The sequence below is a fragment of the Solibacillus silvestris genome, from assembly GCF_051967575.1.
In the GTDB taxonomy this organism is placed as follows: Bacteria; Bacillota; Bacilli; order Bacillales_A; family Planococcaceae; genus Solibacillus; species Solibacillus silvestris_B.
Genome location: NZ_JBQCJW010000005.1, coordinates 173,541 through 187,362 on the forward strand (window position 1 = coordinate 173,541; position 13,822 = coordinate 187,362).

The 13,822-nt window shown below is 38.9% G+C and carries 16 protein-coding genes; all 16 read left to right on the top strand.

Going from position 1 to position 13,822, the window contains the following annotated elements:
* Nucleotides 1–21: 21 nt before the first annotated feature.
* The 16 genes from mraY (at nucleotide 22) to ACTHOQ_RS05290 (ending at nucleotide 13,532) form a co-directional block, all read left to right on the top strand.
* Nucleotides 22–996 (top strand): phospho-N-acetylmuramoyl-pentapeptide-transferase, encoded by a 975-nt coding sequence (gene mraY / locus ACTHOQ_RS05215; protein WP_440494627.1) that lies wholly within the window; start codon nucleotides 22–24, stop codon nucleotides 994–996.
* The gene (gene murD, locus ACTHOQ_RS05220; protein ID WP_440494628.1) at nucleotides 993–2,345 is read left to right on the top strand and encodes a UDP-N-acetylmuramoyl-L-alanine--D-glutamate ligase; all 1,353 of its coding nucleotides are present in this window, start codon (nucleotides 993–995) and stop codon (nucleotides 2,343–2,345) included. The genes mraY and murD overlap by 4 nt, the downstream gene beginning before the upstream one ends.
* Nucleotides 2,346–2,390: 45 nt before the next feature.
* On the top strand, nucleotides 2,391–3,446 hold the full coding sequence (gene ftsW / locus ACTHOQ_RS05225) for a putative lipid II flippase FtsW (RefSeq protein ID WP_440494646.1): 1,056 nt from the start codon (nucleotides 2,391–2,393) through the stop codon (nucleotides 3,444–3,446).
* A gap of 7 nt (nucleotides 3,447–3,453) precedes the next feature.
* Nucleotides 3,454–4,308 carry a cell division protein FtsQ/DivIB gene (locus tag ACTHOQ_RS05230; protein WP_440494647.1) on the top strand — a complete coding sequence of 285 codons (855 nt, stop codon included), beginning with the start codon at nucleotides 3,454–3,456 and terminating at the stop codon, nucleotides 4,306–4,308.
* The gene (locus ACTHOQ_RS05235; protein WP_440494629.1) at nucleotides 4,298–5,035 is read left to right on the top strand and encodes a DUF881 domain-containing protein; all 738 of its coding nucleotides are present in this window, start codon (nucleotides 4,298–4,300) and stop codon (nucleotides 5,033–5,035) included. Before ACTHOQ_RS05230 ends, ACTHOQ_RS05235 begins: the two co-directional genes overlap by 11 nt.
* A 23-nt stretch (nucleotides 5,036–5,058) precedes the next feature.
* On the top strand, nucleotides 5,059–5,766 hold the full coding sequence (locus ACTHOQ_RS05240; protein ID WP_440494630.1) for a DUF881 domain-containing protein: 708 nt from the start codon (nucleotides 5,059–5,061) through the stop codon (nucleotides 5,764–5,766).
* 14 nt (nucleotides 5,767–5,780) lie between these two features.
* Nucleotides 5,781–6,146 carry a small basic family protein gene (locus ACTHOQ_RS05245; protein ID WP_440494631.1) on the top strand — a complete coding sequence of 122 codons (366 nt, stop codon included), beginning with the start codon at nucleotides 5,781–5,783 and terminating at the stop codon, nucleotides 6,144–6,146.
* A gap of 102 nt (nucleotides 6,147–6,248) precedes the next feature.
* The gene (ftsA, locus tag ACTHOQ_RS05250) at nucleotides 6,249–7,541 is read left to right on the top strand and encodes a cell division protein FtsA (protein ID WP_440494632.1); all 1,293 of its coding nucleotides are present in this window, start codon (nucleotides 6,249–6,251) and stop codon (nucleotides 7,539–7,541) included.
* A gap of 40 nt (nucleotides 7,542–7,581) precedes the next feature.
* Complete coding sequence (ftsZ, locus tag ACTHOQ_RS05255) at nucleotides 7,582–8,727, top strand: cell division protein FtsZ (RefSeq protein WP_440494633.1); 1,146 nt, start codon at nucleotides 7,582–7,584, stop codon at nucleotides 8,725–8,727.
* Nucleotides 8,728–9,166: 439 nt separating this feature from the next.
* Nucleotides 9,167–9,988, top strand: a complete 822-nt coding sequence (locus ACTHOQ_RS05260; protein ID WP_440494634.1) for a sigma-E processing peptidase SpoIIGA — start codon at nucleotides 9,167–9,169, stop codon at nucleotides 9,986–9,988.
* A 13-nt stretch (nucleotides 9,989–10,001) separates the two neighbouring features.
* Nucleotides 10,002–10,709 carry an RNA polymerase sporulation sigma factor SigE gene (sigE, locus tag ACTHOQ_RS05265; protein WP_440494635.1) on the top strand — a complete coding sequence of 236 codons (708 nt, stop codon included), beginning with the start codon at nucleotides 10,002–10,004 and terminating at the stop codon, nucleotides 10,707–10,709.
* A gap of 83 nt (nucleotides 10,710–10,792) precedes the next feature.
* The gene (sigG, locus tag ACTHOQ_RS05270; RefSeq protein ID WP_440494636.1) at nucleotides 10,793–11,563 is read left to right on the top strand and encodes an RNA polymerase sporulation sigma factor SigG; all 771 of its coding nucleotides are present in this window, start codon (nucleotides 10,793–10,795) and stop codon (nucleotides 11,561–11,563) included.
* Between the two features lie 153 nt (nucleotides 11,564–11,716).
* Entirely contained in the window at nucleotides 11,717–11,956 is a 240-nt protein-coding gene (locus ACTHOQ_RS05275; protein WP_440494637.1) for a PRC-barrel domain-containing protein, read from the top strand.
* Nucleotides 11,957–12,031: 75 nt separating this feature from the next.
* Nucleotides 12,032–12,700, top strand: coding sequence for a YggS family pyridoxal phosphate-dependent enzyme (locus ACTHOQ_RS05280; RefSeq protein WP_440494638.1), 669 nt, complete (start codon nucleotides 12,032–12,034; stop codon nucleotides 12,698–12,700).
* A 12-nt stretch (nucleotides 12,701–12,712) separates the two neighbouring features.
* On the top strand, nucleotides 12,713–13,249 hold the full coding sequence (locus ACTHOQ_RS05285; protein WP_440494639.1) for a cell division protein SepF: 537 nt from the start codon (nucleotides 12,713–12,715) through the stop codon (nucleotides 13,247–13,249).
* Nucleotides 13,250–13,271: 22 nt separating this feature from the next.
* On the top strand, nucleotides 13,272–13,532 hold the full coding sequence (locus ACTHOQ_RS05290; RefSeq protein ID WP_440494640.1) for a YggT family protein: 261 nt from the start codon (nucleotides 13,272–13,274) through the stop codon (nucleotides 13,530–13,532).
* Nucleotides 13,533–13,822: the final 290 nt, after the last annotated feature.

Here is a 13,822-nt window from a genome sequence, read left to right on the forward strand (position 1 = left end):
AAGTTTTAAAGGAGATATATTATGACATTATCAACAACATTGACCATACTCGCTACATCATTTGTATTGACGGTCATTTTAGCGCCAATAGGCATACCGCTTTTACGCCGGTTGAAGTTCGGTCAAAGCATACGCGAAGAAGGACCTCAATCGCATATGAAAAAAGCGGGTACGCCTACGATGGGCGGTTTAATTTTCTTATTAGCCATCATTGTTTCGACAATTGCTGTCGCGATGATTTTCGACTTGTTTACAACACAAACGGTTGTATTGCTGCTTGTTTTAGTTGGATTTGGTGTAATCGGCTTTTTGGATGATGGATTAAAAGTTATTTTTAAACGTAATTTAGGTTTAACATCTCTTCAAAAATTAATCGGGCAAATTGCCATTGCTGTTGCGGCCTTCTTGCTTTTGCGATTAGGTTCTTTTGATACAACTGTGGGCATTCCCTATACGGATATATCGATTGATTTAGGGATTCTCTATGTAGGTTTTTTAATTTTCTGGCTAGTAGGCTTTTCGAATGCTGTCAATTTAACGGATGGATTGGATGGGCTCGTATCAGGAACTGCATCGATCGCTTTTGCGGCATTCGGCGTCATCGCACTATTTAACGAGCAAGCCGATATTGCGTTATTTGCATTTGCGGTAACAGGTGCATTATTAGGGTTCCTGATTTTCAACGCAAACCCGGCAAAGGTGTTTATGGGAGATACAGGCTCACTTGCGCTTGGCGGTGCGTTGGCGATGATTTCCGTGCTAGTGAAGCAAGAGTTGCTATTACTGTTAATCGGTCTTGTATTCGTCATCGAAACATTGTCCGTTATTTTACAAGTAGGGAGCTTTAAACTTCGTAAAAAGCGCATTTTCAAAATGAGCCCTATCCACCATCATTTTGAACTGTCGGGCTGGTCGGAATGGAAAGTCGTAGTTGTATTTTGGTCAACAGGTTGTATCGTAGCACTTATAGCAGTATTAGCGGAGGCGTTATTATGAGGGATTTTGATGGATTACAAGCTAAAAAAGTACTCGTTTTAGGGTTGGCGAAAAGTGGTGTTGCAGCTGCAGAGCTTTTACATCAGCTGGGCGCATTTGTGACAGTCAATGATGCAAAGCCGTTCGATGCTAATCCTGAAGCACAGGAGCTTTTATCAAAAGGAATTACCGTAATTTGCGGACGACATCCTGAAGATTTGCTTGATGAAGGTTTTGAGCTTGTCGTAAAAAACCCTGGGATTCCATATACAAATCCTATTGTTGCGGATGCGATTGCAAAAGGTCTGCCGGTTGTTACAGAAATGGAACTTGCCTATTTAGTAAGCGAAGCGCCTTTTATCGGTATTACTGGTTCGAATGGTAAAACAACAACGACAACTTTACTTTACGAAATGCTAAAAGCAGGCCGTTTAAAACCATTAATCGCCGGGAATATTGGAACCGTTGCTTGTGGTGTTGCAGCAGAAGCAAAAGCAGATGAGGTCATCGTTACTGAGTTATCATCGTTTCAGTTAATGGGGACACGAGAATTCAGACCGCATGTTGCAATTTTGACAAATCTGTATGAAGCCCATTTAGATTACCATGGGACGTTTGAAGAATATGCTGAGGCTAAATTTGGGGTTACGCGCAACCAGACAGCTGACGATTATTTTATTTATAATGCCGATCAGGAAGTTGTGGCAAAATATGCCGGGAAGTCACAAGCGCAGCTCATTCCGTTTACTACTAAAGGCTATGCGGAACAGGGAATCAGTGCAGATACAGAATACATTTATTGGCAAGGTGATGCAATCTTAAAACGTGATAATATTGTATTGCCGGGTAAACATAATCTAGAAAATATATTATGTGCTGCAGCTGCAGCGCTATTACAGCACTGTCCTATTGAAGCTATTGAAGAGGTTCTGGCGACATTTGCAGGGGTGCGTCACCGTACACAGTTTGTCCGCGAATGGCAGGGACGCAAAATTTACAATGATTCAAAAGCAACAAATGTATTGGCTACAAAAAGTGCTTTGGCAGCATTTGATCAACCGATTGTTTTATTGGCAGGCGGATTGGACCGGGGACATTCATTTGAAGAGCTTCGCGAAGAAATGACACGTGTTAAAGCAGTTGTCGCATTTGGTGAAACTGCACTTCGCCTTATAGAATTTGCAAAGTCATGCGGCATTACGAATATTGTGCGTGCAATCGATGTAGAGGATGCGGTTGGCTACGGGGCAAAAATGTCTGAATATGGCGACGTCATTTTACTTTCGCCAGCATGTGCAAGCTGGGATCAGCATGCAAGCTTTGAAATTCGGGGCGACTTATTTATTGATCGTGTTATGAAACTTTCTTAAGAAAGGATAGTTACACTGTCACAAAAAATTCGGCAATATTTTTTTATATGTGCGATTGCATTGTCGCTCATTGGCATTGTCTTTATTTTTTCTGCAGGTACATATTGGGGGAATGTTCATTATCGTGGACAAACCCCGTTTTACCTAAAGCAGTCTATATATTTCGTCATTGCGCTTATTATTTGCGTAGGGGTGATGCGATGGGAATTGCTGCAGCGACAAAAAGTTTGGGGAATTTTTTATATTGTTTCAATCGGCCTGCTCATCGCAGTGCTTATTCCGGGTATCGGCATTGTCAGAAATGGTTCCCAAAGCTGGATTGGCATAGGTGCACTTACAATACAACCAGCTGAAATTGCAAAAGTAACAACGATTATCTATTTAAGTGCCCTGCTGACACAGCGTAAATCCTATGAGCGTATTGTACAATGGAAACATTTTATCATTTTGATCATCCCATCGATTTTAATTATGATGCAGCCGGATTTTGGCGCTGTATTCATTTTAGTTGTCGTTGTTTTAATTGTATTTTTTCTCGCACAATACCCGATACGCCTATATGTTATTTTAATAAGCGTAGGAATTGTCGGATTAGTTGCGTTAATAATTGCTGCTCCTTATCGGCTGAAACGTATTGAGGCGTTTATAAATCCATGGGCCGATCCGCTGGGAAGTGGGTTCCAAGCGGTACAATCTTTATTTGCGATAGGTCCAGCCGGATTATTTGGACATGGATTATTAAAAAGTAGACAAAAGTATTTATACTTGCCAGAACCGCAAAACGATTTTATATTCGCAATCATTTTGGAAGAAATCGGACTTGTCGGTGGAATGGGACTGCTGCTTATTTTTGCGTGCTTTTTAATATTTGGCTATCGATTAGCTTTACAATGCAACAATGTATTTCACTTTTATGCAATATGCGGGCTCACAACGATGATTGCTGTGCAGGCAGCGCTCAATATCGGCGTTGTCATTAATTTGTTGCCTGTAACAGGGGTCACATTGCCATTTATCAGCTATGGGGGGACGTCGTTAGTAGTCGTATGGGTCACCGTAGCGCTTATTTTGAATTTCGCGAATGAAAGAAGAAAGGAGTAGAGAAATGATGGAAAAAGTAATCGACATTACAGAGCGCGTACCAGCTATGAAAAAACGTAGAAGGCGCCGGACGAACTTTAAATTTCTTGCATTAGTGACCATCTTTCTTTTCATCATTATCATACTTCTTTATTTTCAATTACCTTATAGTGATATAAAAAAAATTGAGATAAAAGGTGCACAACTTAAGGAAGATACCTTTTATATAGAACAGTCGAATTTAAACATTGATGATTCTTTATGGGGCTTTAAAATATCGGAGGTGGAGCAGGCGATCGCCCAGCATGAATGGGTGAAATCTGTACATGTTCAAAGAAAGTTTTTGAATCATGTTCAAATTACAATCGACGAATGGCAAAAAGTAGCCTATATATCAAAGGATGGGGAGTTTTACCCGATGCTTGATAATGGCGCTATTTTCAACGAATCAAATGCCATCGTCCCTATCGATGCTCCAATCTTTTTGAAGTTTGAAAATGAGGCAATACGAAAAAAGCTACTAAAAGAGCTTGCACAGTTAAAACCAGAAGTATTGTCGCTCATTTCGCAAATTAATGCAAATCCTACCGAGGCCGATCCGTATTCCATTACGCTTTTCATGAATGATGGGTATGAAGTACGAGCAGATGCGAATACTTTAGCAGAAAAACTAAATTACTATCCATCAATCGTTGCGCAAATTGAAAACGAAGAAACTTCCGAAAAAGGGATTGTAGATATTGAAGTTGGTTCTTATTATCGACCATTTTCAGATGAGTATTCATTAATAAATGATGCTGAAGAAAAAGGGGAACCGACGGATGAAACAAAAGGAGCGGAGGCCGAGGAAGGGGGGCAATCAGAAGAACAAAATGATGAATAGCAATAACGATAATAATAAGCAAAAGAAAAAATCATTAATGTTTTCCCGCAAATATGTCGCTTTGCTTATCGTATGTATTATAACGGGTTTTATTATCGGTTTTTCATACAATATGTCAAAGGACAAGCGTACGTTGAGCACTGCCTCTACACAATTGGAACAGGAAAATCAATATATGGAAGATTTAATTGCGAAAAAAGAACGCAACAAGGAGCTGACAGAAGAGCTTGCACAATTGGAAGAGAAAATTCGTACATATGAAAAGCAATTTTCTTCTAATGAAGCCCAATACGAACAAAATCGCCAGGATGCAGAGCAATTGAGATTGTTATTAGGATTATCTGCTGGAATTGGACAAGGGATCAAAATTACGCTGGAAGATGGGGACTATAATCCAAATACTACGAACCCAAATGAGTATATTGTTCACGAAAGTCACATATTTAAAGTATTAAATGAATTAAAAATCGCCGGTGCGGAAGCCATTTCGATTAACGGCCAGCGATTAAAACCGAATTCGTACATTAGCTGTAACGGTCCTGTTATTACGATTGACGGACAGCAATACCCGGCGCCGTTTGTCATCGAGGCAGTAGGAAATCAGGATGTGCTAATTTCATCATTGGATTTATCCGGCGGAGTATTTGACCAATTATTAAATGAGCAAGTAATCGTAACACTCGAAAAAAGCGATTTAATTCATATGCAAACAATCAGCGAAGAGTAAGACACGGAACCGGGGGGAAGATGATGACGAAAAAAATGTACCGCAACATTACGATAATCTCGTTCATCATCGGCTTTATGTTGGCAGTGCAATACAACACTGTTCAAAATCCGACCGAACGAAACACAGTAGATATTTGGGAAATACGTCAACAACTTTCAGCAGAACAGGAGCGTCATTCAGAGCTTCTGACAGCAATAAGCGATTTATCGGAAACGGTAAACAAATATGAGGATGCGGAATTTAACAATCCTGAAATATTATTGCAGCAAACTGTCGATAATTTAAAAGAGAGTGCAGGCATTTTACCGACAAAAGGACCAGGTTTGACATTAACTATCGAACCTTCACAAGAATTGATGAGCTTCGGATATGAAATAAAGCCCATATCACCTGAATTATTGATCCGGCTTATAAATGATTTAAACCGATATAGTGCCCAGGCGATTGAAATTGATGAAAAACGGATAACCTATAATACTGCCATCCGCGATATCAATGGAAAAACGACAATAAATAGTGAGCCAATCGAGAATGAAAACATAGAAATAAATGTGGTTACACATACTTATGAGCAAGCTGAAAAGCTGAAAAATCAGTTGTTGGCTTCGTCGTTTCAAGATGAATTTTATATCGATAATCTGGTATTGACCATTCACGAAGCAGAGAGAAATGTACGAATCGATTCAACAGTTACAGTAAAGAAAAGTAGTTTTTTATCAGAAAAGTAGAAGGGGATGCGAATATGTGGCTGCCACTTTTAGGACTTATATTCGGTGTGGTATTAGGAATTTTAACAGATATTCAAATTCCATCTGTTTATGATAACTATTTATCCATTGCCGTGCTTGCTGCGCTTGATACGATGGTCGGCGGTATTCGTGCACAGCTGCAACAAGTTTACGACGATAAAGTATTTATTTCAGGCTTTTTCTTTAATATAATTTTAGCAGCAGGGTTAGCTTTTTTAGGAGTTCATATAGGTGTAGATTTATATTTAGCCGCTATTTTTGCCTTTGGTGTACGTCTATTTCAAAATATTGCAGTCATTCGTAGGATAATATTAACAAAAATTGATAATAGGAGATTGAAAAAGGGGGAAAACTCTTAACAATCACGTTAAAATATCATTACAATTTATCGTTTTACTTAGACAATCAACGAAATTTACAATAGAATGAACTATAGGAGTAATCGAAGGAGGTGCAGAAAGTTGAATCATCAAGAAATTTATGTTTCGCTCGATATTGGGTCATCTTCCATTAAGGTCCTGATCGGGGAAATGAACGATGATCAATTGCACGTAATTGGTGTAGGTCATGTGAAATCAACAGGTATAAGAAAAGGTGCAATTGTTGATATAGATGCAACTGTACAGTCAATAAAAAAAGCTGTGGATCAAGCAGAGCGAATGACTGGTATTAAAATAGAGGAAGTTGTGCTCGGCGTACCAGCAAACCAAACAGTTCTACAACCTGTAAAAGGGGTTGTGGCGGTGAATGGGGAGGACCGGGAAATTACAGATGATGATTTAGCAAGAGTAATAGACTCTGCACAAGTCATGTCGATACCACCAGAGCGAGAGTTAGTAAACTTAATACCTAAACAATTTATAGTGGACAACTTAGACGAAATTAAAGATCCACGAGGCATGATTGGAATTCGTTTAGAGATGGATGCAACGATGATTACGACTTCTAAGACGCTTGTACATAACGTATTAAGATGTGTAGAACGTGCAGGCTTACAAATTCGCGAAATTTATTTACAACCATTGGCAGCAGGAAGTTTTGCTCTAACAGAAGATGAAAAAAACCAAGGTACGGCTTATATAGATCTAGGTGGCGGCTCCACGACGATTGCGGTATTCCAAGATGGCTTATTAACGAATACAGCAGTTATACCAGTTGGTGGAGATCATATTACAAAAGATTTATCGATTGTATTAAAGACACCGACTGAACAAGCGGAGAAAATTAAAAAGCAGTATGGACATGCTTTTTATGACGATGCTTCTGATGAGCAACTGTTTGATGTTCCTGTCGTTGGAACAGATACGACAGATCAATACAGTCAACGCTATATTTCAGAAATCATCGGTGTACGTTTGGAAGAGTTATTTGAATTAGTGTTAGATGAATTAGCTCGTATGGGTGTACAAGATTTGCCTGGCGGTATCGTGATTTCCGGTGGAGTAGCACAGCTGGAAGGGATTGCACAGCTAGCCCGTCAAATTATGTTAACGCGAGTTCGTATTTATACGCCAGATTACATCGGTGTACGTGAGCCAGCCTTTACAACGTCGGTAGGTTTAATTCGATACGCGAACGCAGAAGACGATTTCTATGGCCGCAGTGAGCCGGTAGCAGCTTCTTCTTATGCACCTTATCCTACTCAACCAGCTCCTTCTAAAAAACAAGCAAATGTACCGGAGAGAGTAGAAAGCGCAAATAAAGTAAGTGTTATTGATCGCGCAAAAAACTTATTAAACAAATTTTTCGATTAATACGAAAATGAATGACGTGAACAATTAGGAGGAGAAGTGTATGTTAGAATTTGAAACGGGTACAGACCAATTAGCCGTTATTAAAGTAATCGGCGTCGGCGGTGGCGGTAACAATGCTGTTAACCGTATGATTGAACATGGTGTACAAGGCGTGGATTTTATCGCTGTTAACACAGATGCACAAGCTTTGAATCTATCAAAAGCTGAATATAAATTACAAATTGGCGGTAAATTAACTCGTGGACTAGGAGCAGGCGCCAACCCTGAAGTAGGAAAAAAAGCAGCCGAAGAAAGCCGCGAGCAATTAGAAGAAGTACTGCGCGGAGCGGATATGGTATTCGTCACAGCGGGAATGGGTGGCGGCACTGGTACAGGCGCTGCTCCTGTTATCGCTTCGATTGCACGTGAATTGGGCGCTTTAACAGTAGGTGTCGTAACACGTCCATTTACATTTGAAGGCCGCAAACGTCAAACACAGGCAATTGGCGGTATCACTTCCATGAAGGAAGCGGTTGATACGTTAATCGTCATTCCAAATGATAAATTATTGCAAATCGTCGATAAATCAACACCGATGCTAGAAGCATTCCGTGAGGCGGATAATGTTTTGCGTCAAGGTGTTCAAGGGATTTCCGATTTAATTGCAACACCTGGTTTAATTAACTTGGACTTTGCGGACGTAAAAACGATTATGTCGGATAAAGGTTCTGCATTAATGGGAATCGGGATTGCTTCAGGTGAAAACCGTGCAGTGGAAGCAGCGAAAAAGGCGATTTCTTCTCCGCTTTTAGAGACGTCAATCGATGGCGCAAAAGGTGTAATTATGAATATCACAGGAGGAACGAACTTAAGTTTATATGAAGTTCAAGAAGCGGCTGATATTGTACAATTAGCGTCAGATGAAGAAGTTAATATGATTTTCGGTTCAGTTATTAACGATAACTTGAATGACGAAATTATTGTAACAGTCATTGCAACAGGCTTCTCCGATGATTTTATTATGCAAAAACCACAGCCCGTCCGTCCGTCAATCGGTGCTCGCCAGCAAGCTGCAACACAGCAACAGCCTGTGCGTGCACAAGAGCCGGTACAGCAAGAAGTGCCGCGCCAGCCTCAGCAAACAAGCTATCAGCAAGATGATGCATTAGACATTCCGACGTTTTTACGAAATCGCCGCAACCGCTAATAGCATCTGCTTTCATAACAGTAAAAACGATTATTCTGCCTTTTAGTGCGAATAATCGTTTTTTATTTTTTGGAAGCTATTGTTCATTTTGAATAAAAAGAGTGTTGGCAAAGAATAAGTTAAAATGCCGTACCTAAATTATGAGCCGAATTAGAAGATTTTTTAAAATATATACGGGGAAAAGATTTTTAATGCACTTTAGTGTTTTTAATCTATTTGCCAGCATTCATCAATTTCCTCTGTTTTGCATGTTGATTGACTTAGTGCTTCAATTGTCGGGGCAATTACAGTACATTGCCGCATTTTTCTTTACGGAAACTTTTTGTCGAATGTGTCTGAATGGCGTAAGTATATGTCACACGATTCTTCGGTTTTACTGCAACGGTTAGACAAAAATCTCATATTTGCTTTGATAGTCTTGTTTACAGGAGGACAATACATGTATGCAGAGTGGATTCTTTTAATGAATTTTTTAATGAATCTCGTATTACTAAAATTTACCGCAACAATGACATATACCATCATTCCCATTTGGCGATTATTATTAGGAGCCTTTTGTAGTGCGTTGATTGCTGTGTTATTTATGGGGAACATCTTCATGTTGCTGATAAGTTTCATCGTACTTTTAGGCATTGCCTTTTCATTTAAATGGAAAATATTTTACGAGCAAGGCAAGTGGATTGTCGTTGCTACTTTGCTCGCAGGTGGATTATTAACAGCATTACAACCATTTTTGCTTGCATCTCCATTTTTCGTATATATTTTTATATGTTTCGGCATAGTATGTATTAGTTTGACAGTGATGAAAAAAGGCTGGTTTCAAAAATTGCAGCATATTGCACAAAGCCGTTATGTGACGACGAGTATAGTTGAAATATTGGATGAGCAGTTAGAGCTTGTGACATATATCGATACTGGAAATGAATGTGTTGAGCCATTTAGTCAGGCACCAGTCCATTTTATCTCATTTAAATCCGTTCAATCGATGTTGCCGCCTGAATTTAATGAATGCCTGCTTGCGTGGAATGAGCAGGAGCCATACTCATTGACAATGTTTTCAAAGGAAATGCAGAAGCGGATACGGATTGTTCCTATTACAACAGTACAAAAAGGCAAAGTACTTTTACCAGCCTTCCGTATCTCCATTGTCATTCATAATAAAACGTATTCGAACCACTATGTAGTTTTTACGAAAAATGATGCGCGCTTTCCGCAAAATGCACAAATGATTGCACATGTGTTTGTCCTAACGAATTCATAAGGGAGGATCGATATTGCTTCAAAAAATAAAATCGATAATTTTAAACGTTCTGAGCTACTTTAGAAAAAAAGGGACATACTATATAGGGGGACATGATTCATTGCCGATTCCATTAACTCGTGAAGAAGAAGTTGTCGTAGTCGAAGCTTTTATGAATGGTGACTTACATGCCAGAGATATGTTAATTGAAAGAAATTTACGTTTAGTCGTTTATATTGCACGACGTTTTGATAATACAAGCACTCCGATAGAAGATTTAATTAGTATCGGGTCAATTGGGCTTATAAAAGCGATTGAAACATTCAATTTGGATAAAAACATCAAATTGGCGACGTATGCATCACGCTGCATCGAAAATGAAATATTGATGCATTTACGAAAAACAAGCCGTATGAAGGGGGAAGTTTCCTTCGATGAGCCGCTAAATGCCGATGCAGATGGCAATGAATTATTATTATCGGATATATTGGGAACAGAAGAGCATATTATTACACTGGATGTAGAACGGAAAATCGAACGTCAGCATATGTTTAACGCCATCAATCAATTAACACCACGCGAAAAATATATTATGGAATGCCGTTTTGGATTAAACGGAAAAGATGAAATGACGCAAAAGGAAGTAGCGGATCATTTAGGCATATCGCAATCATATATTTCAAGATTAGAGAAAAAAATTATACTAGATTTACGAGAATATTTGAACGAACCGATTGCATAAGTTGGTTAATTTTGGCGCGCATAGCGAATAGCATTTCGGACAAAATGATTGAAAAGACAATCAAGTTCGGAAGGTGAAGTTGGATGCGTACAAAAGTGGAATTATGTGGTGTGGATACATCAACATTACCAGTACTGAAGCCAGATGAAATGAAGGATTTATTTATCCGATTACAGCAAGGAGAATGGATTGTTCGTGAGCAATTAGTATTTTGCAATTTGCGTTTAGTATTAAGTATTGTAGGTCGCTATGCATATCGTGGTGAACAGGCAGATGATTTATTTCAAGTAGGGTGTATCGGCTTATTAAAAGCGATTGATAATTTTGATCTGAAGCATAATGTGCGATTTTCGACATATGCGGTACCGATGATCATGGGAGAAATTCGCCGTCATTTGCGTGATCATCATGCACTGAGAGTATCACGTTCGTTGCGGGATATTGCATATAAGGCGATGAAAGCGAAGGAACAATTTATTGCGGAACATTTAACTGAACCAACAATCGAGCAATTAGCGCAAGCAATTGATATGAAAAAAGAAGATGTTTTATTTGCACTTGATGCCATTCAAGACCCGATGTCGCTGCAGGAGCCGATATATTCCGATGGCGGCGATGCGATATTTATGATTGATCAGATTAAAGATAAAGTGACAGAAGAACATTGGGTCGGTTCGATTTCATTGCAAGAGAGTATGAAAAAGCTAAACAGCAGACAAAAAATGATTATAGAAAAGCGCTTTTTCCTAGGTGAAACTCAAACGGAAATTGCCCAGTCTTTAGGTATTTCACAAGCACAAATTTCAAGGTTGGAAAAGAGCGCAGTAGAAATGATGAAGCGCGATTTTCGTTAAATAGATAGAAATTATGAGGGACTGTCCAAATTGTAGGGCTGTCCTTTTCATCTTCATACAGTTTTTTTAAAAGGATTTTCGGATAAATTGTAAAAAACTGGATGTACCTATTTCGGGAAGCATAATATTATACTTGAGAGAGAGGATGGAGGAATGCGATTTTCATCCGTTCAGGAAAAGGAAATTATTGAAGCGACGAGCGGAAAATTCATCGGTTATATTGTGGATGCAGAAGTAGATGAAAAAGAAGGTGTCATCATTGCGTTTATAATTTCTCCGCCAAAAAAGTTTTACCATTTATTTCAAGGGGAAGAGTTAGTTAAGAAAATTGCCTTTAGTCATATTCTCACAGTCGGAAAAGATGTCATATTAGTGAAATCGCCCGATGAATAGGTCGCCCTATTCATTGATAATTAAACATACCCTTGTTACAATGGAAGAAACTATTGTCGTAAAGTTGGGAAAAAAGTGGCGAAAATCGAAGAAAATTTAAAAAAGATTCAATACCAAATAGAAAATGCAAAAAAGCGTGCGAATGTGGATCAGGGAGTTCAAATCATTGCGGTGACTAAAGAAGTCGATGTCATCCGCACCGAAGAAGCAATTGAGGCTGGGCTTGAGCATCTGGGGGAAAACCGTCCAGAAGGCCTGGCCAATAAATTACAGTCCATTCAATCAAACATTTCCTGGCATTATATAGGCTCGCTGCAGACGAGAAAAGTAAAGCAAATAATCGATCAAATCGACTATTTACATTCGCTGGACCGTCTAAGCTTAGCGGAAGAGATTGAAAAAAGGGCATCAAAAACTGTGAAATGCTTCTTGCAAGTAAATGTTTCGGGCGAAGAATCAAAGCATGGATTGACGAAACAACAAGCGCTTGACTTTGTGAAGCAGCTTGAGCAATTTTCAAAAATTGAAGTAGTTGGTTTAATGACAATGGCTCCTTTTACAGAAGATGAAACCGTTATAAGACAAGTGTTTAAACAGTTAAAACAGTTGCAGCAAGAAGTGTCACAATTGAACATACCAAATGTACCTTGTACTGAATTATCGATGGGCATGTCAAATGACTTCGAAATTGCAGTTGAAGAAGGGGCAACATTTGTAAGAATTGGAACAGCTCTTGTTGGTTAAGGAGGATTTAATATGAGCATTAAAAATATTTTTGATAAATTCTTTTATTTGGAAGAAATGGAAGATGAATATGCTCCGGCTCAAACACAAGCAGCGCAAAAACAAGGACCAAAAGCTGTACAAAATGAATCACAGCAATATTATCAAGAACCAGTGCAGAAGCAACAGCCACAACTCATTCAAAATCGGATGAAAAAGGAGCGTAAAATGCAGCAGCAACCACCGCGCAATGATGTCGTTACGCAAAACCATAACAATGTTGTGAGTCTACAAGCTGCGTCTTCATCAAAAAATTCAAAACTTGTTTTAGTAGAGCCGCGTGTATATGCAGAAGCGCAGGATATCGCGGAACATTTAAAAAATAAACGTGCAACTGTTGTTAATTTGCAGCGTATTGATCGAGATCAAGGGAAGCGAATTATCGATTTTTTAAGCGGGACAGTGTATGCTTTAGGTGGAGATATTCAGCGTATAGGAAATGATATTTTCCTTTGTACACCAGAAAATGTTGAAGTATCAGGAGAAATTTCGAATTTAACATTCGAGTAATTTATTATAGAGAGGTATAAAAATGATTATTTTTCAATTAGTATCAACAGCATTTATCGTCTACCGCTTCATGCTGATTGGTTACATATTAATGTCTTGGATACCAGCACTCCAAGAGTCGGCTGTTGGTCGCTTCCTTGAAACAGTATGTGAACCGTATTTAGGGTTTTTCCGCAAGTTTATTCCACCGATCGGCATGATTGATATTTCGCCGATTATTGGTTTATTCGCACTTATGTTTATTGAACGAGGCGTTTATAGCGTTCTAGCATTTTTCTTATAACCTAATTGAACTCCTGCTAAATGTGGGGGTTTTATTTGTTTTAATTTCCTTAGGATTAAATACTTGCTTCGGCTTAGCTTAACAAACGTTTCATCATAAAAAAGCCTGAAACGCTGAAAAGTGAGTGCCACTCCTGCATCTGGGGTGAAGAGGGTCCGGTCTTTTCGGCGGGAGTTCGGTTTAAGCGTCCATATAGAGGAATAGCAGGAGAAATGAGACTGTCGATTAACTCAAGTAAATTTGTATTTCCACGTGATTTTTTTGATTCTTAATTTATTGTCTGTTTTATT

Excerpts from the sequence above, each read along its gene's own strand:
- mraY (WP_440494627.1), top strand. The coding sequence starts at position 22 with ATGACATTATCAACAACATTGACCATACTCGCTACATCATTTGTATTG.
- murD (WP_440494628.1), top strand. The coding sequence starts at position 993 with ATGAGGGATTTTGATGGATTACAAGCTAAAAAAGTACTCGTTTTAGGG.
- ACTHOQ_RS05230 (WP_440494647.1), top strand. The coding sequence starts at position 3,454 with ATGGAAAAAGTAATCGACATTACAGAGCGCGTACCAGCTATGAAAAAA.
- ACTHOQ_RS05235 (WP_440494629.1), top strand. The coding sequence starts at position 4,298 with ATGATGAATAGCAATAACGATAATAATAAGCAAAAGAAAAAATCATTA.
- ACTHOQ_RS05240 (WP_440494630.1), top strand. The coding sequence starts at position 5,059 with ATGACGAAAAAAATGTACCGCAACATTACGATAATCTCGTTCATCATC.
- ACTHOQ_RS05245 (WP_440494631.1), top strand. The coding sequence starts at position 5,781 with ATGTGGCTGCCACTTTTAGGACTTATATTCGGTGTGGTATTAGGAATT.
- ftsZ (WP_440494633.1), top strand. The coding sequence starts at position 7,582 with ATGTTAGAATTTGAAACGGGTACAGACCAATTAGCCGTTATTAAAGTA.
- ACTHOQ_RS05260 (WP_440494634.1), top strand. The coding sequence starts at position 9,167 with ATGTATGCAGAGTGGATTCTTTTAATGAATTTTTTAATGAATCTCGTA.
- sigG (WP_440494636.1), top strand. The coding sequence starts at position 10,793 with ATGCGTACAAAAGTGGAATTATGTGGTGTGGATACATCAACATTACCA.
- ACTHOQ_RS05275 (WP_440494637.1), top strand. The coding sequence starts at position 11,717 with ATGCGATTTTCATCCGTTCAGGAAAAGGAAATTATTGAAGCGACGAGC.
- ACTHOQ_RS05285 (WP_440494639.1), top strand. The coding sequence starts at position 12,713 with ATGAGCATTAAAAATATTTTTGATAAATTCTTTTATTTGGAAGAAATG.
- ACTHOQ_RS05290 (WP_440494640.1), top strand. The coding sequence starts at position 13,272 with ATGATTATTTTTCAATTAGTATCAACAGCATTTATCGTCTACCGCTTC.